10 protein-coding genes are annotated in these 19,980 nt (G+C 34.9%); 4 read left to right on the top strand and 6 right to left on the bottom strand.

Features of this window, described 5'->3' with window-relative positions; translation table 11 throughout:
• Positions 1 to 110: 110 nt before the first annotated feature.
• Positions 111 to 1,247, top strand: a complete 1,137-nt coding sequence (locus AAEO59_RS07660) for a hypothetical protein (protein ID WP_341700146.1) — start codon at positions 111 to 113, stop codon at positions 1,245 to 1,247.
• Positions 1,248 to 1,532: 285 nt separating this feature from the next.
• On the opposite strand, the gene AAEO59_RS07655 is transcribed toward AAEO59_RS07660, so the two are convergent.
• Positions 1,533 to 2,507, bottom strand: coding sequence for a pectinesterase family protein (locus tag AAEO59_RS07655; protein ID WP_341700145.1), 975 nt, complete (start codon positions 2,505 to 2,507; stop codon positions 1,533 to 1,535).
• A 175-nt stretch (positions 2,508 to 2,682) separates the two neighbouring features.
• On the opposite strand from AAEO59_RS07655, the gene AAEO59_RS07650 reads away from it, so the two are divergent.
• On the top strand, positions 2,683 to 5,139 hold the full coding sequence (locus AAEO59_RS07650) for a glycosyl hydrolase 115 family protein (RefSeq protein ID WP_341700144.1): 2,457 nt from the start codon (positions 2,683 to 2,685) through the stop codon (positions 5,137 to 5,139).
• A gap of 135 nt (positions 5,140 to 5,274) precedes the next feature.
• Here AAEO59_RS07650 and AAEO59_RS07645 read toward each other — a convergent pair whose 3' ends face one another.
• From AAEO59_RS07645 to AAEO59_RS07635, 3 genes are read right to left on the bottom strand one after another with little or no spacing between them, the layout of a single operon-like run.
• On the bottom strand, positions 5,275 to 6,816 hold the full coding sequence (locus AAEO59_RS07645) for a rhamnogalacturonan acetylesterase (protein ID WP_341700143.1): 1,542 nt from the start codon (positions 6,814 to 6,816) through the stop codon (positions 5,275 to 5,277).
• Between the two features lie 38 nt (positions 6,817 to 6,854).
• Positions 6,855 to 9,719, bottom strand: a complete 2,865-nt coding sequence (locus AAEO59_RS07640; RefSeq protein ID WP_341700142.1) for a glycoside hydrolase family 2 TIM barrel-domain containing protein — start codon at positions 9,717 to 9,719, stop codon at positions 6,855 to 6,857.
• Between the two features lie 18 nt (positions 9,720 to 9,737).
• Positions 9,738 to 11,111 (bottom strand): rhamnogalacturonan acetylesterase, encoded by a 1,374-nt coding sequence (locus AAEO59_RS07635; RefSeq protein ID WP_341700141.1) that lies wholly within the window; start codon positions 11,109 to 11,111, stop codon positions 9,738 to 9,740.
• Positions 11,112 to 11,636: 525 nt separating this feature from the next.
• Here AAEO59_RS07635 and AAEO59_RS07630 point away from each other — a divergent pair.
• Both AAEO59_RS07630 and AAEO59_RS07625 read left to right on the top strand, forming a co-directional pair.
• On the top strand, positions 11,637 to 14,717 hold the full coding sequence (locus tag AAEO59_RS07630; RefSeq protein WP_341700140.1) for a SusC/RagA family TonB-linked outer membrane protein: 3,081 nt from the start codon (positions 11,637 to 11,639) through the stop codon (positions 14,715 to 14,717).
• A 19-nt stretch (positions 14,718 to 14,736) separates the two neighbouring features.
• The gene (locus AAEO59_RS07625) at positions 14,737 to 16,683 is read left to right on the top strand and encodes a RagB/SusD family nutrient uptake outer membrane protein (RefSeq protein WP_341700139.1); all 1,947 of its coding nucleotides are present in this window, start codon (positions 14,737 to 14,739) and stop codon (positions 16,681 to 16,683) included.
• A gap of 124 nt (positions 16,684 to 16,807) precedes the next feature.
• Here AAEO59_RS07625 and AAEO59_RS07620 read toward each other — a convergent pair whose 3' ends face one another.
• Both AAEO59_RS07620 and AAEO59_RS07615 read right to left on the bottom strand, forming a co-directional pair.
• The gene (locus AAEO59_RS07620; RefSeq protein ID WP_407934925.1) at positions 16,808 to 17,860 is read right to left on the bottom strand and encodes a GntR family transcriptional regulator; all 1,053 of its coding nucleotides are present in this window, start codon (positions 17,858 to 17,860) and stop codon (positions 16,808 to 16,810) included.
• A 312-nt stretch (positions 17,861 to 18,172) separates the two neighbouring features.
• The gene (locus AAEO59_RS07615) at positions 18,173 to 19,966 is read right to left on the bottom strand and encodes a prolyl oligopeptidase family serine peptidase (protein ID WP_341700137.1); all 1,794 of its coding nucleotides are present in this window, start codon (positions 19,964 to 19,966) and stop codon (positions 18,173 to 18,175) included.
• Positions 19,967 to 19,980: the final 14 nt, after the last annotated feature.

Below are 19,980 nucleotides of genomic sequence, written 5' to 3'. Positions count from 1 at the left end.
TAAGAAAATATTTTTTTTATTTATTTTAGCGAATATAGCGGCAATCTACCTAAATTGGCTGTATACTAGATATTTGATGACAGTTATAAACAAGTTAGACATATTTACAAATGAAAAAAGATCTTACAAGAACCACTCGTGGAATAGCTCATTTTCTAAACTTAAAAAGTGATTTTGAAGATGATTCTGACCGAATCTTTAGTAGTCTACCTCTTTTTTATAGAATAATGTACATTGATCAACCAAATCCTTGGGTAAATCAAATAAATAGATTCGATTTTATAAGGCTTGCTGTTGTTTCATCAAATTTTAAAGCATATCAACTAATAAAGATCGGAAATTTCGAATATAAGAAAATAACTCCTTCAAATAAAGTAGATATTTTAGAAATCGATTTGTCAGATTTCTTCAATAGTTCCATTTTAAGAACAGATGAATATGAATATTCCGTTCAAGATTTCATAATGGGATTGGCTTATAATGGTGGAATACATATGAAACCTGACAAAAACATTGAAAAAATAGAATTTCTTTATGAAAACTTATTCATAAAATTACCAGACTTAGCATACAACATAACAAAATCAATTTCAAAAGTTCTTCTTGAAATTTTTGATGAAATGTATTCATTATTAGTTGGAGACAATAATGGTCACTCACCTAATATCAATTTTCAAGCAAAAATTATGAAAGCTGGAGTTTTACTTGATGGAATATTATTTGAAAAAGCTTATATGCAATTTCCAATTAGAGCAAAGAAAGATAAAGGAATTAGAATTTGCTTACAACTAAAACTTGAAAGCGATAAGATAAGTGGACCAATATTATATTATGGTCATAGGAAAAATGATAGTTTACAAGTTGGCATTACACAAAATTCTAAAATGCTAATTATTCACATTATGAGCCAGGTAAAAAAGATAATAACTTATAATATTCAAGATTTAGTTTCAACTTTTTTTCTACTTGAATTAGCAATTTATCCTACTGGAGAAATCTTATTAGCTATAAATAAGATGATAAAAGTTGCTGAAAATGTAAATAAGCCCATAGAAATAATTGACGGTAAAGTAATCTTAGGTTCAGATCTAAATGGTAAAAATTTTGGTTATTTTAGCGAGAAAACAATTGTAATTCAATCAATTGACAAATATAGTTTAACGATGAATCTCGGTGTTTACTCATTAACAAAAATAGACATTGAACAAAAAATATTACCTTATAATTTGATATATAGAGAAATATAAACCACTTATCTAGTGCTCGTTTACAACGAGTACCCCTACGCTCATGCTCGAATCCTTTCACGTTCGAAACATTCAATTTTCACGCAGATTTTACAGATTTCCCCAGATTACAGAATAATTATCTGCTGAAATCTGCAAAATCTGCGTGCTTTTTTTATACCCTGATGTGTTAAGTTTGCAACTTTTCGGGAGTAATAATCGGTTTTTAACCGATATTTTTACGCCTTTCATAGACAGTTTAACACATCCTCAAAGTCAGAGACTTTGCGGAGCTAAGCTAAAAATTCATCGAATCGTTTTCCAAAAATCATCCTTAGGAAAAATATTTTTCAGGCTGTATTTAGCTGCTTCTTCTTTAGTTAATTGATGTGACCAAGCAACCCTTTTATTGGTTTTGGCTCCTTTTCCCTTATTATTGTATTCGGCATAAAAAACCGTTTTCGTTTTATCGGCAAAGCGATCGTCTTTCCAAGGATTCCAGCCTTCCGGCAAAATGTGTTTTCCTAAATTAGAATTCATAAAAACCGTTTTAGCATAAGGACGCCACGGACGGCCTAAGAATACCTTAGTTGCATTAGCATCGGCAATCAACTTACAATTAAAGAACACATAACCAAACTCCTGATTTTCGGGCGTTGAAGCCGCTGTTATATACGAATTGATCTTGCTCTTAATGATGCAATCTTGGAAAACCGCAACAGCCGGACCAAAAATAAAATCAGTCGTTCCTTCGATATAGCAATTTTCGTAGTATTGATAATATCCATCACCATCGGTAAGCAAAGTGTCCTGACAGCCTAAAATCCTCGAATTTTTAATTATAAAACGTTCCCCTTTTGCACATAAGGAAACCGCCTGCCCTTTTTCGCACCAGGAATTTTCAATGGTAACATTTTCGATTCGTACATCATCGGCACGAACCAAAAGCGTATAAGAATCGGAAGTTCCAAAATTTCGTTTTGTCTCTGGGTTGGGTTTACCCGAATAATCATCATTAGTTATAATGGTTTTATCCTTGTCTTCACCTATCAATTGCAATCCTTTTTTTGAGGAAGGAATAACTAATTTCTCTTTGTAAATCCCTTTTTTAATATAAATCAAAACAGTTCCTTTTTCAGTATTGGCGGCATCAATCGCTGTCTGGACTGTATTAAAATCACCACTTCCATCCTTTGCAACCGTTAATTTGTAAATACTCTGTGCATTTGAATTTGAAATTAAAAAAAGAAAAAACACCAAGCCTAAAATTTTCTTCGTCATCACTAATAAATTGTAGATTAAAAACTAATAAACCTCAAAAATAAAGAAAAAAAGCCAGTTTTTAGTAATCGATTACATCTTGTAAAAAACACGAAATCACTTCTTATTTTGAGCTTATTATCATATTTTAGACGGCTATTAAAAAGCTAAAAAAACTCATCCAAATAATTAGTAAATGAAAAAAACAATTCAGCATTCAATATTATTATTACTGCTGTTGACATCCCAACTTTTTTGGAGTCAGCAAAAGCAAAATTCTTTTCTTATTGCCGATAAAAAGGAAGTTTCAACTATTTATGTTGACCCAAAATCGGATGAACTTGTTCTATGGGCGGTAAACGAACTAGCAAACGATATTCAGGAAATTACAGACAAAAAACCTCAGATTGTTGCTACAAAAAAAACAGAGAATGCAAATGGGATATACATTGGTCAAATCAATGAAAACCTTTTTAAAGACTATAAAAAATCGAACTTAAAAGGCGGATGGGAAAAATTTAGCATCAGCAATGATAAAAACAACTTATACATTGTAGGAAGTGATATCCGTGGAACTGTTTTCGGCATCTTTGAAACTGCCGAAAGATTAGGAGTCTCTCCTTGGAAATGGTGGGCTGATGTACGCAATATTAAAAAGGAAAAACTGATTTTAAACCTGCCTGCTAATGGAATTACCGAAAGCCCGTCGGTGCAATTTCGTGGCATTTTCCTTAACGATGAAGACTGGGGATTACAGCCCTGGGCTGCCAAAACTTTCGAAGCAGCAACAGGCGATATTGGTCCAAAAACCTATGAAAAAATATTCCAATTGTTATTACGCCTGAAAGCCAATTGTATTTGGCCGGCCATGCATCCTTCTACCAAAGCATTTTTCAAAATTCAGGGCAATAAAGAAATGGCGCAAAAATACCATATCCTGTTAGGAACTTCACATGCCGAACCTATGATGCGGAACAATGTAGATGAATGGGACAAAAAAACGATGGGCGATTTTAACTATTTTACCAATAGTACTACAATCAACCAATATTGGCAGGATAGACTCAATGAAATTAAAGATAGTAAAGCCGAAACTATTATGAGTTTAGGAATGCGTGGCGCTCATGACAGCCAGATGGAAGGAGCAAAAAATGCCGAAGAAGCCAAAAATATGGTGGAAAAAATCATCTCTACACAACGCGAAATGCTGACTTCTACGTTTAAAAAACCAATCACCTCCATTCCGCAGGTGATGATTCCGTATAAAGAAGTTTTGGAACAATACAACAAAGGAATGAAAATCCCTGAAGATGTGACGCTTATGTGGACCGACGACAACTACGGATACATCAGACGTTTCAGTAATGAAGCAGAGCAAAAAAGAACAGGCGGTGGCGGTGTTTATTACCATGTCAGTTATTGGGGGCGACCACACGATTATTTGTGGTTATGCAGTACGCAGCCCGGATTAATCTGGGAAGAAATGTCCAGAGCTTACGCTAATGGCGATCGAAAAATGTGGATTGTAAATGTGGGTGATATCAAACCTGCCGAATACGATTTGGAATTCTTCATGGATCTGGCTTGGGATATTAATTCAATTAAAGAAAATAGCATTCCGCAACATTTAAAAAATTGGGCAGCTAGAGAATTTAATTTGGCGGTAGCCAATGATGTAAGCAATATAATGAGTGAATATTACCGATTAGCGATGTTGAGAAAACCAGAATTTATGGGCTGGAGCCAAACCGAACCGACCACTCAAATAAAACTTTCTGATTTTACTGCGGCCGAAGCCAAACGCAGAATTCAGCTTTATGATGAATTGGTAGCGAAGATAAATAACTTATCAAATTCTATTCCTCAGGAGCGAAAAGATGCCTGGTACCAATTAGTAGAATATCCTGTAAAAAGTGCCGCTGCTATGAATCGTAAATTTTTGTATTGGAATTTGGCATTAACAACAACCGATTCGGTAACCAAAGAAAAATACCTGAACTTATCCAAGGATGCCTACAACCAAATTGAAGCCTTGACCCATTTTTACAACACCGAAATGAGCAACGGAAAATGGAATAATATGATGAGTATGGCTCCTAGAAAACTACCTGTTTTTAATGCAATTGACTATAGCAATTTACCTAAAGCAGAATTAATACCGGAAGCCTCAAATGAAACACCAATTGCTATTCAGGCTAAGGATTTTGCTTCAGTCAAAGGAGCAAAAAACTACGAATGGAAACCGATTGAAGGATTAGGATACAGCAATGCTGCTATCACTTTATTTCCGCAAAAAACAGCAATTTTCGAAGCTGAAAAACCTTCGGTAACTTATACTTTTGAAACAGATAAAACGGGAGAATACGAAGTGGAAGTGCGTTTTATCCCTACTCACGCTAATGATTCCAACCATCAGGCAACCATTACGTTGGATTCAAATACCAGTAAAACTTTCAAGTTGAATTCTTACGACAGGGATGCCAACTGGAAAGCCAATGTATTGCGAAATGCTGCTATTTTTACTTTACCTATCAAAATAGAAAAAACAGGAAAACATAGCATCACCATTGAAGTCAATCAAACCGGAATTGTAATTGACCAATTATCAATTTATCCAAAAGGTCAAAAAAAATATGAGATACCGTATGAATAACGATATCTCATAGCTATAAAAATTTAATTTGATGTCAGTTCGAGCGCAGTCGAGAACATTACAAAAAACATTCATCCCTTGACTCCGCTCGGAAAGCCAGTCTAGCTCTCGACTGCGCACTAGGTGACAAAATAATTATTTTACCAACTCGAGCGGAGGCAATTCTTCCATTTCTTTTTTGCCTAAAACCAGATCACTAATTTTTAATTTTTTCAAGCCCCTAAGTTGCTCAGCGGCCGTTTCAGCAACAGCGTTAGCTCCGGCTCTTCCGGTATGCGTATGATCTTTTGGAAAAAATGCTTTTACCGCTTCCTGACCTAAAACTTGGTATTTTTGAGCCACCTTATCACTCAAATCGATGTAATCTACTTTTTCTTCAGTTGCTACTTCCTGAGCCCATTTTACATAAGTAGTACTCCTTTGTTCTACTTTTCCGTTTGGCCATTCGTTTCTTGGCGTTAAGCTCATCACAATTGGAGTCGCTCCTTTTTCTCTGGTTTCACGAATGAATTTCTTTAAATACCAACCATAAGTATGCACCGTTTCCATCAAACTATCGGCGCGATTTACTTGTTGTGTTTCATCACCAATTCCGTTAATAGAACCTCTAAATTTTTCGCTGTCAATTTTCCCAGCATCATTATGTCCGAACTGAATAATCACAAAATCATTGGGTTGAATTTCGCTTTTTGTTTTCTCCCAAAGACCTTCAAAATCAAAAGTACGACTGCTTCTTCCGCCTCTGGCTTTGTTTACAATATTCACTCGGGTTGTGTCAAAATAACGTGGAGCCATCACACCCCAACCCACCGCATTTTCATTATTATTTTCAGCCATCGTAGAATCGCCAATGAGGAAAAGATTTGTTTTTCTAGGCAATTTGATAACCGGATTTTCCAAAATGTAATTTTTCAAAGGATTGGTAGAAACCTTTAATCCTTCTATTATTGAAGTCGCTGCCATCACTGCCCCCTTCGCCGACGGATGGGTATGATCTTTTTTATAAAAATAAGTTCCAGTAACATTAGCCTCTCCAAATTTCTCCAATTTAGAAGCCATTCTGTCGTTCAAATCAATAAAGGTCACTTTTTCCTGATCGGCAATTTGTTTCGCCCACAATCCATAAGAAGTATTGTTTCTTGGTAATTTCCCGTCTTTCCATTTATTTCTTGGAATTGGAGACATCACGATTGGAATGGCGCCTTTTTCTTTGGCTTCTTTCACCACTTTTCGCAAGTACCAACCATAAGTATGCACCACCTCTTCTTTTTTGGTAATCATATTTACAATTTTCTCCGACTTATCTGAAATTCCTTTGATAGTACCTCTGGCTCTGATCGTATCATTTAAAGGTCCATCATCATTATGCCCCCATTGAATGAGCACATAATCTCCTTTTTTTAATTTTTTGTATACGGCATCCCATAATCCCAAATTTTGATAGGTTCTGGTACTTGTTCCTCCCAAAGCATGGTTTTCGATTCTCACCTTAGTAGAATCTAAAAACTGCCCAATATAATCGCCCCAGCCCCAAAGGCCTCCTGTACCATCACCACGCCCATTTTTAACTGTGGAATCACCTACGGTATAAATTGTAATTTTTTGTTGTGCATTTGTCTGAAATTGCACTAAAAAAAGTGCTAAAAAAGCCAAAAGCATTAATTTGGTCATTCTCATTTTTCTAATATTTATTGTTGTTATTGTTGATTATCTCACTATTTTTCAGCTCTGAAATCAAACCAAATATTCATCTGAATACCATCGTCACCGCTTTTAATCCTGATACTTGCCGGCTGACTGTGTGGCCCATGATGCTCGATAGGTTTAAACGAACGCATGGCCGGAATTTCATACATAAACGAAATATTTCCTTCCGGAAAAGCCGGTTGTGGATAAGCTCCTTCAAATGCATTTTTAGGCAAATCAGGTGTAAACAATCTTAAAAACACTTTTTCGGAAGTCGAAAACATTTTGAAACTGTTATTCCCTTTGGCTTTTAAAGAAGCCGCATACAAATTAGCATGATAGCCTTTAAATTCCGGTAAAATCATATTTTCAAAACTTTCTCCGGGAATCGTCTGATTGTATTCTTTTTCCCAAATCCCGGTTGTGGTACCCTTAATTCTGTTTTTCCAAACATGATAAGGTCCATTACCCAGCCATTTGATACTTTCAACTCCTTCTTCAGGAAAATCAAAAGTAATACCAAAAGCATCTACCTTATCCTGAAAGAAAGCACCATCAAAACCATTATTGGCACCGGCATCTTTAAGCGCCAGCATTTCCATTTTCAAACGGCCATCGGCAGTCAATGTCCATTTTATTTTTTTGATTCCGCCAATATAATTGACAATACACACCGCAGCATTATTTTCAATTGCCGTTTGTACATCTTTTACCTGAGCGATCATCCCTATTGGCGTAGGCCCGTTGGCCAAAGGAACAATTCCGTTTTTATTGTTAACCGAAATAATTTTTCCTGTTTTTTTATCGAAAGAAACCTGAACGTCTTTACTAATCAAAGAAACCGAGGTTGCTTCGTCTTTTATGGAAACTTTGGCTTTTGATTCTTTTTTCAACAAAAATTTCTCAGCAAAATATTCTCCTTTATGAATGGACCAAGACCAGGTATAAATCTCTCTACCATACTGGTCTTTTGCAGTAATTTCGAGCCAATCTCCTTCAAAGAAATTTGCCACAAGCGGTATATTAATTTTAGAAGTTTCGCCCGGTTCAATACTTGGAATTGCTATTTTACCCTGATCTATGACAGTCGAAGGATTATTTCCGTAAAAAGTATTTTTATCTCCTTTTATCACTTTGTAATCCATCGTACAGCTATTCAAATTAGAATAAATATAGCTGTTACTAATAAAAAATGAACCATCAAACTTTGCTGTAATGCTTACAGGCGCAAACTGAATTGGAGACCAAATTTCTTTTATAGCAAAGAAGCTTCCTTCTTTTTCGCGGTGCGGACCTAAGACCCCATCGGCAGCTAAAGAACCTTTTGAATCGAGTACTTTATCTTTTAAGTCAACTCTTTTCACCGCTTCATCACAAAAAACCCAGATAAAACCTCCGGCGAACAAAGGACTTTCCTTAAAATGATTCCAAAAATCTTCCAATCCGGCACCTCCTCCATTATCATAAGTCGCATGCATAAATTCCGTTGGAAAAAAAACATTTTCTCCATTTACAAAACGATGGATTCCGGTTTGATAAGCCGGATAGTGGTGTGCATCCCAACCATTAAAATCAGACCATGGGTGAATAACGATTCTTTTTTGCGGATCCAAATCGGCAAAAACTTGATCAACATTATAGTTCCAGCCACCTTCATTTCCGTTATCCCAAATAATTACGGAAGGATGATTCACATCACGTGTTACCATTTCTTTAACTAATTTAGTTCCTGTCTCCGTATCATATGAATTTTGCCAACCCGCTAATTCGTCCAATACAAAAATCCCTAAGGAATCACATACCTGTAAAAAATGACTATCAGCCGGATAATGACCGCGCACGGCATTCATATTCATGTCTTTTAGCAAATTCACATCCATGATACTTAATCGCTTGCTGGTACTTCTGCCCGATTCCGGCCAAATTTCATGACGGTTAATTCCTTTCATGATAATTTTTTTACCATTGACATAAATACCATCTTTTTTGATAAATTCTAAAGTTCTAAAACCAATGCGTTCTGTTTTTTCATGAATGGTTTTGCCATTTTGTTTCAATTCCAATTTTAGATTGTACAAATTAGGGGTTTCCGGACTCCATGGCTTAATTTCCGAAAATTTCATACTAATAGTTTTTTTGGCTTCTTTAGCATTCACATCAAATGAATACGAACCGATCACTTTATCATTGCCAACTGCTGTTACCGAAGCAGTAATTATGCTTTTTTGAGAAAGATTTTGAAACTCTAAATTAGCATTCAAAGTCCCGTCCATTTTAGCATCCACAGCTACATGAGCGATATTTTGGTTTGCCATAATTTCCAGCCAAACCGGACGATAAATTCCGCCAAAAAGCCACCAATCGGCCTTTCTTTCGGCTGCGTTAACGGAATTATTAGCCGAATGTTTGGAAACATGCGCTTCCAAAACATTAGTCCCGCCATAATTCAACAAAGAGGAAATATCATATTTAAACTCATAAAAACCACCCTGATGGATTGGTCCTGCCGATTTTCCATTGATTTTCACTTCGGTATCGGTCATCGCTGCACCAAAAACAATATAAATCGTTTTTCCTTTATCTGAAGCTGCAATTTCAAATTCGTGTTTGTAGAAACCTTCTTCTTTACTTGGTTCTTTTTGGTTCAGTTCTTTGTACCAACGACCATATGTATATTCCCCAAAACCTTCCAATTCCCAGTTAGACGGCACATTAATTTTTGACCATTGTTTACTATTGGCACCAGCGGTACACATAAAATCCCATTTTACAGGATGTTCAAAATCAGTTCCCGAAAGGAATACTTTTTTGGTTTCTTGTGCATTCGCATTTATTAAACATAAAAACAGTAACAATAAAGCAGCTACACTTTGTAATGATTTTTTAAAAAACATAATTTTAGATTATAAGAATTAATTTCCGTCTGGTTTTACAATTTCAAAACGATTACTCATGGGTAAAGTCCATTTTGCAAAAGCATTCGGTTGGTTTGGATAATATTGCGGCAAGTCTTTTATCAAATATTTTGCCAAAGGATTATTTAAATCACGAAGCCCTTTTATCACACAAAGCGCAATTTCATTGGCACCGAAAGAATTAAAATGTGTATTATCTTCTAATTTTTCTTTTTGTCCCGGAAAAGTATTCGCCGGATATTGAACGAATGCTTTTCGGGATGGTTCATCGCCCCAGCTTTCGTATAAAGTAGTAGTCAATTTTGTAATGTCTACTAATGGAACATTCATTTCCTGAGCAACTTTTCGCATCGCATCCGGATAATCGCCGTGAGTAGGTCTTAGAGTCCCATCGGCATTAAACGCACGTCGTTGCACCGGAGTAATCAAAATAGGATTTGCGCCCTTATCTCTGGCTGCCTGAACAAATTCGCGCAAAGAAGCCGAATAGGAATCCCAAGGCCCGATACCCTCTCCTTTTTCTTTTTCATCATTATGAGCAAATTCAACAATTAAATAATCTCCCGGTTTTATAATCGACAAGACTTTTTTCAAACGCAAACTCGACTTGAACGAACGCAAAGTCGCTCCTGAAACCGCATAATTAGACACCACTACATTTTGATCAAAATAATTGGTAATAAACTGTCCCCAGGAAGCCCAAGGTTCTAAATCCTGATCAGTGACCGTAGAATCTCCTGCTAAATAGACATTTACAACCTTATCAATAGATTTTATCGTAATACTTTTGACTTCTACTGTTCCTAAAAATTCTAAGGTGAGTTTGTCATCCCAATTAAGTTGTCCCAGATCACGGTCTTTCAACTGAATTTCTGAGTTTTCATCAATTTTTGGAGTTCTCACATTAACATTAAAGGACTTGGTAACAAATTGCCCTTTATTCAACTCGAGTTTATTTACAAATAATCTTCTTGATTCGGCCTTAATGGTAGTGTTGGTACTTTTTGTTTTACTACCAAAAACTACCGAAACCTGATAATTTCCTTCAGGAAGTTTTACTGAAAAATAAGTTGGCGCAGTACAACTAAATGAATTTGAATGCAACTTTACATTTGATACTGTATTAAAGTCAAACCCGTAAGCTTTACCTAAATGATATGCAAGTGGTTTGGTAATTGTATTGCTATCAACCTTCTTTTGTACTTTGGTCCCAAATAAAAAAGTTTGAGTTATCTTACTGTCATTTGATTTTGTAATTTCTTGTTTTGAACCAGAAGTAATATTTGTATCATTCCTATTTGTTACGCTAAAAGCAAAAGAAAAATTCACTACAAAAGTCAAAAACCAAACAAGCTTACTTTTTAAAATCATAATATCCTATTATTAAAAATGCGGACTAAACTATAATTTTCAAATCAGTTTAGTATCCTGTACTGTTATGCCGCACCTTATATTTTTCTTTCTCATTATTAACAAAACGCCTTCTAACTTAATTTTAAATAAGTTCTTAAAAACAACTTAAAGGAGAATGGAAAAGGGCCTATTTTAATCCAAAAACCCTACTACATTTAAAAAACAACCTACTAGTTATTTCTTACGAAAAAAAAGCAATAAATAATTCTTCCTACACACAAAACAAACAAATACACACACAACTCTCTTAAAAACAGTGTTTTAAATAAAAAATGTTTTATTCACATTTAATTTAAGAAAAAAAGCAAAAAAACAGCCAAAAAGCAACAAAAGCAGGATACGTTAAGTAAAAGTTAATTTTATTTTTATCTCGTAAAAAAATCGACTTATTTTTTTTGATAATATAAAAAAAGTAGATTTATTTTATTATACACACAAACCACAACAAATTTTATTAATTAATTAACCAAAACCAATTATTGTATGAAAAATTCATTTGCAAAGTATCTGGTTTTCTTTAGCATCATGTTAACCACCATGACCGCTTTAGCTCAAACCGGTACTATTACAGGAACTATCAAAGACAACACAGGAATGCCAATTCCTGGAGCTAATGTATTAATCAAAAACACCAATAACGGTGTACAAACCGATTTTGATGGAAAATTTGCCATCAAAGCAAAACCTGAAGACATCCTTGTAGTTTCTTTTATTGGGATGAAAACGGCAGAAATTAAAGTAGGTAGTCAAAAAAGTATTAACATAAAACTTGAAGAAGAAGGAGCTAAACTAGAAGAAGTAGTAGTTGTAGGGTATGGAACAAGAAAGAAAAAGGACCTTACAGGATCAATCGTTAGTGTAGGTGCCGAAGAAATTGCTTCCAGACCAGTTCAAAACGCAGTACAAGCCATGCAAGGTAAAGCTGCGGGGGTTGACATCAGCTCAAATGAACGCCCAGGAACAGTGGGAAATATCAATATTCGTGGATCACGATCTATTACCGCTTCTAACTCACCTCTATATGTAGTAGACGGGATTCCTTTGAACTCAGGAGGTATTGATTTCATCAATCCTAATGACATTGAAGCAATTGACGTATTAAAAGACGCCTCTGCCACAGCCATTTATGGTTCTAGAGGTGCTAATGGGGTTATTATCGTTTCTACTAAAAAAGGAAAAAACGGAAAATTCACCTTAAATTACGACACTGCTGTTAGTACTGATAAAATTCACGAATTCGCCCCATTAATGAATGCTGGGGAGTACATTGAATTACGTCGTTGGGCTAGATATTACTCTAATCCGGCTACCTTTAAACCTGGTAATGCACCAACTATTGCCAATGACAAAGACATCTTTTTAGCTACGGCTGATCCTGCTGCTTGGGCTAATATTGAAAAAGGATGGAGTATTGTTGACGGCAAAGAAGTATGGGACGGCTCAAAAGTAAGCACAACTGACTGGACTAAATTTGTTACTCAAACGGGAGTTACGCAACAACACACCTTAAGTGTAAGTGGTGGTACCGAAAAAATGAAAGCTTATGGATCATTTGGATATTTAGACAACACCGGAACCTTAAAAGGACAAAGCTACAAACGTTACAATGGTATTGCTAATGTAGACATTACCCCAACTAAATGGTTTCAAATGGGAATTAACCTTAACGCAAGTTACGGATTAAATGAATATGGTTTATCAAACGTAGGACGTTCAGCGGTTGCAAGTTCAGATGGTATTTATATCACGGCCAGACAAAACCTTCCTTATGCAGTGCCATTTGATGCTAATGGAAACAGAATTCAAAATCCAGGAGGAGATTCCACAATTAGAAATGTTTATGACGAATACAAATACTCTCAAGATCAACGTGTAACTCTACGCGCTTTTGGTAGCTTATATGCTCAATTAGATTTTGGAGGATTTTCAAAAGCTTTAGATGGTTTAAAATACCGAATCAATTTTGGACCCGACATCACTTCATACCGTAACGGAGTATATTTAAATGGATTATCATCAGCTCGTTCCGGCACTAGTTTTGCTTCTCTAGCAAAAAATCAAACTATCTCTTATACATTAGACAATTTACTTTTGTACAACAAAACAATTGGAAAACATGATATTGGAGCTACATTATTACAAAGTCAGACACAATACACTAACGAAGAAAGTGAAATGTCTGCCCAAAACATCAAAAATCCAGAAAACAAATGGAATGCATTAACAACAGCTAACGTAACTTTAGCAGGTTATTCATCTAACATTACCGAAACTGGTTTATTCTCTTACATGGGTAGATTGACTTATGGCTTTGATGACAAATACTTAGTAACAGCTTCTATTCGTTATGATGCTGCATCTCAACTAGCCAAATCAAACCGAAGTGACTATTTTCCAAGTGCCTCTTTGGCATGGCGTATTGACAAAGAAAGTTTCCTTCAAAATATCAATTGGTTAAGCGCATTAAAACTGAGAGCTGGATACGGTGTAACAGGTAATGCCGCCGTTCCTGCATATGCAACACAACCACCATTAGCACAAATACTATATTCAACATCTTCAGGTGTTACCTACAATAGCAAATTAGGAAACATAGGTTTAGGTTGGGAAAAAACCACTCAATATAACTATGGTGTAGATTTTGGTGTTTTTAACAACAGAATTTCAGGAAGCTTAGAGTACTATACATCAAAAACAGATGACTTACTTTTAGAAAGAAGTATACCTACAGTTTCAGGATTTTCTACTACACTTGAAAACGTAGGTAAAACTAAAGCAAAAGGTCTAGAGCTTACTTTAAACACCGTTAACGTAAAAACGAAGGATTTTGAATGGAGCTCTAACTTAAGCGCATCCTATCAACAAAGTCATATAGTTGAATTACAAAACGGAAAATTTGATGACATAAACAACAGCAGATTTATAGGACAACCACAAGGTGTAATCTACGGTTTTGAATCTAACGGAGTATGGAGACCAGAAGATGCTGCAGAAATGGCCAAATTTAACGCAGCAGCAGGATCAACGGTTTTTACATTCGGAAATGCTCGCCCAGTTGATCAAAACGGAGATTATAAAATTGATGCCAACAATGACCGTGTTATTATTGGAAGTACAGAACCAAAATATATAGCTGGTTTAACCAATACCTTCAATTACAAAAACATAGAATTATCCATTTTCGTTATAGGTCGTTTTAACTACTTATACAACGTAGGAGGCGAAAATCTTAGTGGTAAAACAAGTCAAAGAAAACTGGATTATTACACAGATGACAATACTGATGCAGAATACCAAAAACCAATTTTTTCTGCCGGTACAGGTGATTTATACAACCCTATCTTAGGTTACAAAAACGGTTCATTCTTAAAAATCAGAAACATCTCTTTGGGATATAACTTCGAAAGAGACTTTGTAGAAAAAATTGGATTATCAAAATTAAGAATCTACATGCAAGCTGCCAATCCTGGTATGATTTTCTCAAAAGTTAAATGGGTTGATTTAGACACTAGAACTACGTTTTCTAACAGAGGTATGACTTTAGGACTAAATGTTCAATTCTAAGATATTAAACTAATAAATTATGAAAAATTACAAAAAACTATACATCAACTTAATGTTAATAGCAGCATTAGGACTAGGAACATCATGTAGTCAGGATTTTCTAGATGAAAAATTAACAACTGCATACGATAAAGAATACTTAAACACAGAAGAAGGTATCTTAGCACTATCTACAGGAACCTATTATCAAGTTTTTGCTTTAGATATGAATCGCGAAGTACCATTAACCGCTACACAATCAGGAACTGATGAATTTCACGTAGGTGGAGACCCTTCAAATGGTTTATGGAATTCCTATGCATCAGGATTCGGCTCTTTTGTTACCGTATCTAACTCTAATACAGTTGCAGCCAACACGAATTGGGACAATTTATATATTGGTATTGGAAATGCAAATCAAATAATTGAATCAGCCACAAACATTGTATCAACAAATAATGCTATCAAAAAAACAGCATTAGGTGAAGGCTACTTCATGAGAGCTTATAATTACTTAAAATTAGTAAGACAATATGGTGGTGTACCTTTGAAATTGATACCGAATAGTTCCACTGTAGAACAAGAATTCACAAGAGCAACCCCTCAGGAAGTTCTTAATCAAATTATTAATGATTTTACGCAGGCATACAATTTATTAGCAAATACAGGCGGCCCAAATAAAATCACAAAAGATGCTGCAGCACATTATTTAGCAAAAGCATATTTAACACGTGCCAGCGAAATCAATGACTCTTGGAATTCATCAACAAAATCAGCCGATTTACAACAAGTGGTTACTTTATGTGATGATGTAATTACACGTCATCCACTTACAGCAAACTACGTAAATTTATGGGACTTTAAAGCTGCTGACGGAGCCAATGAAAAACTTTCAGAATTAATATTGTCTGCTGATTTTAACTCTAATCAATTAACAACTGGAGGTAATCAACAACACCTGTATTTCCTTTCTACTTATGACCAATTAGGACAAATGGAACGAAACACTTCAGGAGGAAGACCGTTTAGCCGCCTAGCACCTACCTATTTTACTTATGATGTTTATGATAAAGTAAACGATTCTCGTTTTTGGAAAAGTTTCCAAACCAAAAGTATGGTTAACAAGGCAGCATCAGGAAGTGGTTATGTAAATGGCGATTTAGGAATCATGTATGTTATGAATTCTCCTTCAGACACTCGTTTTGCCACAACAAAAAACTTAAACTTTCTATTTCCTGGAAAAACCAAAAAAATCCCTAGTGTATTTGTAGCCTATGCTGCAGACAACTTTGGACTAATGAAAGACGTTAGATTTCCTTCTTTAAGTAAATACATGGATGGTTCCAGATTAGATTTCAATGCCACTAAAGGAAGCCGTGATATCATTTTAGCACGTTCTGCAGACACCTATTTATTAGCAGCAGAAGCTAAAATCCGTTTAGCTAAATTAGGTACCGGTTCCTACAGCGATGCTTTAAGTTATATTAACACCGTTAGAAACCGTGCTACTTATAAATCGGGAGAAGATCGCTCTGTTTACACAGATGGATCAGCAGCATGGACTACAGCAGTACAAGGAGGTAGAGCTGTTTCATTCATGCCTGAAAACTCTTATTATGAATCAAACAACATTGCAACTACTACAGCAGCAACAAGTTTAACCATTTCAAGCATTAACAGTTTACCTGCAGAAGATCAGGCTGTGATTACTACATTAGGCTATACTACAGATTATGACCGTATGCTTTGTTTAGTATTAAACGAACGCACCAGAGAGCTTTGCGGAGAATTTCACCGCTGGGAAGACCTGAGCAGAACCAAAACATTAGTTGCACGAGCCAAAGCATACAATCCAGAAGCTGCTCCAAACATTAAGGACTTCCATCTACTAAGACCTATTCCACAAACTTTCTTAGATGGAGTATACAAAAACGGAAGACCTTTAACTGCTGCTGAAAAACAAGAAATGCAAAACCATGGTTATTAACAACATAAAAACATAAAAACCAAAAAGGAGGCAAAATCGCCTCCTTTTTTACACCATAGTAACCAATAAAAAAAGCCTTGTAAATCGTTAAACTTACAAGGCTTATATTTTTTTAAAAAAAAGACTAAATCGAATTCCTATCAATAAAATTAAATGGATTTTTAATCTTACCTGTTTCTTTATTTAAAATCATATTAGCGGCTGTTACACCCATTGCTTTAAAATCAGTTGAGATTACAGTAATACCCAATAATTCTTTCAAAGGAGTATCATTATAAGATATGACCCCTATTTCCTTACCTAACTCAAAATCCTTATCTCTAATTTGTTTAACCAAATTCACCAAATCAGATTCTTCAATAGTAATGAACAAGTCTCCTTTTTTTAAGACAATATCATCATAGACTTCTCTTAAAACTTCATATTCCAATCCTGTATCCAAACAAAAACGTTTAAACCCATTCAAAATTCTTCTTGGATAAGGATAAACAGAACTTTCAGGATAAATTAAAATCAATTTATTATATCTTGAAATTTTTTCTAAGCCTTGTTTTAAAGCACCATAAATATCATTCTCATAATCCTGACAAACCTCAATTTCAGCATCCTCAATTCCTTTGTTATTATCTAAAATAACCAATTTATCTGCTGGGATTTTTTTTATAGCTTCAATTACACTTTCTCCCGAACTACAATGTGTAAGATTATCCGTTTTAAAATGTGGCATTATCACGTAATAGTCGTAAGCCCCCAAATATTTATCAATAAGATTTAGAAATAAAGTTTGATCGCAATGATAAATATGCAAATCTGTTTGGGAATTTCCGCCTATGGTATTAATAAATGAATTGTAAATTCTCATTTTATAAGAACTCAACTTATTTATCAAAAAGAGCACATTAACTCTAGAAATCAACTTAGTACGGGTAACATAATAACCTTTACCTCGAATAGGAGTTATGATTTTTCTTTTCTTTAAAATATTATAGGCTTTTTCAACAGTATCTCTGGAAAGATAAAATTCCTCACTAAGCATATTAATAGAAGGCAGCTTCTGGTCCATTTCTAATTTGCCTGTAGCAATCCCATCAATAATGGAATCAACAATCTGTTTGTACTTAGGTATTCGCGAGTTTTCGCTTAAACTCATTGAAAATGAAACCCCTTCATCTATCATCACTTTAGTCAAAAACTTTTCCATCTCCATATAAATTTAGTTTCTAGTTTCCTTATTGTATCACCTATTCCAAAATAAAAATAAGTAATTTATTCAAACAAAAAAATGTAATCGATTACCAAATATATAAATTATTTCATAATGAAAAATTAAACCTCCTAAATAAAACAAAAAACACTAAATTTTATCAAAAAAAATAACATAACCTCAAAACCAACTTAATTGCAAAACATAAAAAAACCTCAACAAAACCATTAATTTTATTGAGGTTACAACAAGAACTTATAAATTATTCTATAGATTTTCTTTTCACTATTCTTTTATAAGTTGCAAAAAAAGTGATTTAGGCACTTCAAACACACTTCCGTGGCGAATACCTGAAGGAAAGACCATTTTTTCAGAAACATCCTCCCATCCTTTATCCGTTTGCTTTATAGCTCCATATTTGTGATCACGGTATTTATCAAAATACACCATCCATTTTCCATCGATCTTGATAGCTGTTGGTCCTTCTGCCCAATAATTTCCTGTAATCGGAGCAGATGCTTTTGAATAGGGTCCAGTTAGTTTATCACTATACGCCACTTTTAGATTTTTTTGAGCAGGAAGTTTTGTCTCATCTTTTAAAAACATAACATAACCTTTACCATCTTTTAAAATAGAAGAATCAATAACGTTAAAACCTGGATCATAAAGTAACTTAGTAGGCGAATACGTTTTAAAATCCTTAGTTGTAGTATAGTAAATTCGGTGATTGTACCCACTATCTTCAGTAGTTTGTGTTTCAGGAAATTTCCCCACTATAGTGCTCGCCCAATAAATCATATACTCTTTATTCACCTCGTCATAAGTGATCTCGGGAGCCCAGGTATTTCGGGTTTCATTTTCATGAGCCATAACCGGCAAAAATTCCTGTTTAGACCAATGAATCAAATCTTTAGAAGAAGCATAACCAATGCCTTTATCAGTCCAACTTACCGTCCAAACCATATGATACAATCCATCTCCGCCTTTAATGATACAAGGATCACGCATGAGTTTGTCCTTTCCTACTTCAGGAGTTAAAAAAGATTTATCATTTTTTAATGACTGCCATTTATAACCATCTTCACTATAAGCCAGATGCAAACCATCTTCACCATTTCCTTTGAAATAAGAAAAAAGATAAACGGATTTTTCAGTTAAAATTTTATTAGCGACTAACCAATGTTCACAAGCTGTTGGCCAATCAGTATTTGTACCTTTATTACCTAAACCAAAACCGTGACCACCATTTTGATACAAATGCATCTCAGCTGGTACTTTATTTTTTTTCAAAGCCAAATAATAATTAATACTATTTTCTACCGGAACAGCTCGATCATCAGTAGCATGAATTAATAAAGTGGGTGGTGTATTTTCATTAACTGCATTCTGGTTTGAATACTTAGTAATCAATTCATCGGATGCTGTTTTTCCTAACAGACTATTTTTAGATCCTTCATGTGTAATTCCTTTTTCCATAGAAATTACCGGATAAATTAGTATAGAAAAATCAGGTCGGGCACTAAAACCTCCTCTATCATCATACACTTTATCAATATAATGTGTCGAAACGGTAGATGCTAAATGTCCTCCGGCCGAAAAACCAATAATTCCAATTTTCCCGGTATCAAGATTCCATTTTTCAGCATTTCTTCTCAAAGTTCGAATTGCTTCCTGCGCATCCTGAAGTGGCCCAACATTTTTATCTTTCATAATTTCATCCGAAGGCAATCGGTATTTCAATACAAAAGCAGAAATCCCAATAGAATTTAACCACTCTGCCACTTTACGTCCTTCTTTTTCAACAGACAAATGACTATATCCTCCTCCGGGACAAACAACTACAGCGGGATTTTTCGTTTTACTGCTTGGCGCTAAAAAAACAGTTAAAGTAGGTATAGATACCTTGTCTACTCCTGTTACAGTACCATTTGCATCCAATCGGGAAGTTTCAATATATTTTTCATTTTTAATCGCTCCCGGAATATCTTTCCACAAAGGAAGCTCTTGAGCAAATCCGTTTAAAGAAAAACATAAAATTAGTAATCCTCTAAAAATTTTGATTTTGTTTATTCTTATCATTTTCTTTATTATAA

Origin of the sequence: Flavobacterium flavipallidum (genome assembly GCF_038289905.1) — a bacterium.
GTDB classification, from domain to species: domain Bacteria; phylum Bacteroidota; class Bacteroidia; order Flavobacteriales; family Flavobacteriaceae; genus Flavobacterium; species Flavobacterium flavipallidum.
The sequence above is the reverse complement of the archived record's forward strand: the minus strand, read 5'-3'. Positions and strand labels throughout refer to the sequence as shown.

What these genes read in the sequence shown, in the direction of transcription:
- AAEO59_RS07660 (WP_341700146.1), top strand. Translation starts at nt 111, where the DNA reads ATGAAAAAAGATCTTACAAGAACCACTCGTGGAATAGCTCATTTTCTA.
- AAEO59_RS07655 (WP_341700145.1), bottom strand. Translation starts at nt 2,507, where the DNA reads ATGACGAAGAAAATTTTAGGCTTGGTGTTTTTTCTTTTTTTAATTTCA.
- AAEO59_RS07650 (WP_341700144.1), top strand. Translation starts at nt 2,683, where the DNA reads ATGAAAAAAACAATTCAGCATTCAATATTATTATTACTGCTGTTGACA.
- AAEO59_RS07645 (WP_341700143.1), bottom strand. Translation starts at nt 6,816, where the DNA reads ATGAGAATGACCAAATTAATGCTTTTGGCTTTTTTAGCACTTTTTTTA.
- AAEO59_RS07640 (WP_341700142.1), bottom strand. Translation starts at nt 9,719, where the DNA reads ATGTTTTTTAAAAAATCATTACAAAGTGTAGCTGCTTTATTGTTACTG.
- AAEO59_RS07635 (WP_341700141.1), bottom strand. Translation starts at nt 11,111, where the DNA reads ATGATTTTAAAAAGTAAGCTTGTTTGGTTTTTGACTTTTGTAGTGAAT.
- AAEO59_RS07630 (WP_341700140.1), top strand. Translation starts at nt 11,637, where the DNA reads ATGAAAAATTCATTTGCAAAGTATCTGGTTTTCTTTAGCATCATGTTA.
- AAEO59_RS07625 (WP_341700139.1), top strand. Translation starts at nt 14,737, where the DNA reads ATGAAAAATTACAAAAAACTATACATCAACTTAATGTTAATAGCAGCA.
- AAEO59_RS07620 (WP_407934925.1), bottom strand. Translation starts at nt 17,860, where the DNA reads ATGATAGATGAAGGGGTTTCATTTTCAATGAGTTTAAGCGAAAACTCG.
- AAEO59_RS07615 (WP_341700137.1), bottom strand. Translation starts at nt 19,966, where the DNA reads ATGATAAGAATAAACAAAATCAAAATTTTTAGAGGATTACTAATTTTA.